This is a genomic window from Candidatus Nitrosarchaeum limnium BG20 (assembly GCF_000241145.1).
In the GTDB taxonomy this organism is placed as follows: Archaea; Thermoproteota; Nitrososphaeria; order Nitrososphaerales; family Nitrosopumilaceae; genus Nitrosarchaeum; species Nitrosarchaeum limnae.
Genome location: NZ_AHJG01000296.1, coordinates 1 through 1,223 on the forward strand (window position 1 = coordinate 1; position 1,223 = coordinate 1,223).

3 protein-coding genes are annotated in these 1,223 nt (G+C 32.5%); 1 reads left to right on the forward strand and 2 read right to left on the reverse strand.

Annotation, left to right across the window (positions count from 1 at the left end; translation table 11 throughout):
- Positions 1 to 30: 30 nt before the first annotated feature.
- The gene (locus BG20_RS13810; protein WP_256359102.1) at positions 31 to 153 is read right to left on the reverse strand and encodes a hypothetical protein; all 123 of its coding nucleotides are present in this window, start codon (positions 151 to 153) and stop codon (positions 31 to 33) included.
- A gap of 69 nt (positions 154 to 222) precedes the next feature.
- On the reverse strand, positions 223 to 753 hold the full coding sequence (locus BG20_RS10670) for a protein-L-isoaspartate(D-aspartate) O-methyltransferase (RefSeq protein WP_238527615.1): 531 nt from the start codon (positions 751 to 753) through the stop codon (positions 223 to 225).
- 149 nt (positions 754 to 902) lie between these two features.
- Between BG20_RS10670 and BG20_RS10675 the strand changes: the two genes are divergently transcribed.
- Positions 903 to 1,115 carry a hypothetical protein gene (locus BG20_RS10675; protein WP_010195119.1) on the forward strand — a complete coding sequence of 71 codons (213 nt, stop codon included), beginning with the start codon at positions 903 to 905 and terminating at the stop codon, positions 1,113 to 1,115.
- Positions 1,116 to 1,223: the final 108 nt, after the last annotated feature.

A 1,223-nucleotide genomic window follows, 5' to 3' on the forward strand; every position in this document is an offset into this window, starting at 1 on the left:
TCAACTAATTCCGAAATAAAACAGATAACCTCAGTCTTCAACTGTATGTTCAGTTAATACTTCAACATAGACCTGCAGGATATCATTATTTGAAATTGCCTTTGTTTCTTTAAAGCTAAATTCTTCAACTAGTTGTTGATTAATTCTAAACATCTTCTCCTTTTTTGTCTAAAAATGGTACAAACACATAGCCAGGTTGATTTCTAATTTCTACAACTCCACTCAGTGTTTTTTTAATAATATCATTGATTGTGGATATCCCCCTACAGGCGCAATTAACAATCCATTAATAGATAATTGTTCAAGTAGTGAGTCTGGGATTTTTTTACATGCTGCAGTAATTATAATTCTATCAAAAGGGGATTCTTCGGGAAATCCAAAACTGCCATCTCCTGAAATCACTTTGACGTTGTGGATTCCCAATTTGTCAAGATTTTTTTTTGCAAATTCTGCAAGCTCTGCATGTCGCTCAATAGAGTAAACAATACCATGTCCTACCAAGTATGCAAGAATCGCGGTTTGCCAGCCAGAACCACTTCCTATTTCTAAAATTTTTTGTCCCTCTTTGACATCTAGCCATTCAGTCATTCGTGATACAACTGAAGGTTGAGATATTGTTTGATTTTTCATTATTTGTATTGGAGAATCATCATATGTTTTTTCTATTAATGAAGAAGGTACAAATTCATGTCTAGGAGCATTTCTAATTGCCAATTCAATTTTCTTATCATTGAGAAACCCAGATTTCTTCATAACCGAGATTAAATGATCTAATTTCTGTTGGTATTTTTCACTTGTTTTCATTTTGATTAAAGCCTTTTCAAAGTAATTATTTTACGACTATCATTATCAAAAATAGGAATCAGAACAACACTAATCTAAAGAACTGCCATTTAGGAATTATGAATCTTGAATCTCAGAAAAAGATTGACGAGATAATGTATGAAACAAATGAAAAGATTTCAGCAATTGTTAATGAAATTAGAGATATTCGATTTTCTAAAATGAGTGAAAGTGAAAAACAACTCAAATGCGATAATCTTAGGTTGGAATTTGAACATGTCATGATTGAAGAAGAAGAGAAAGTAGTGAAAGTGATGAAGGAGTATCCATGAAAATAAACGAGATTGACCCAGATTATGAAACGGTAAAGATTGATCAGATTGGTGTAATTGATTCACTCACGGGAGCAGTCGTATTCAGAGACGAAACAGTAGAATTTG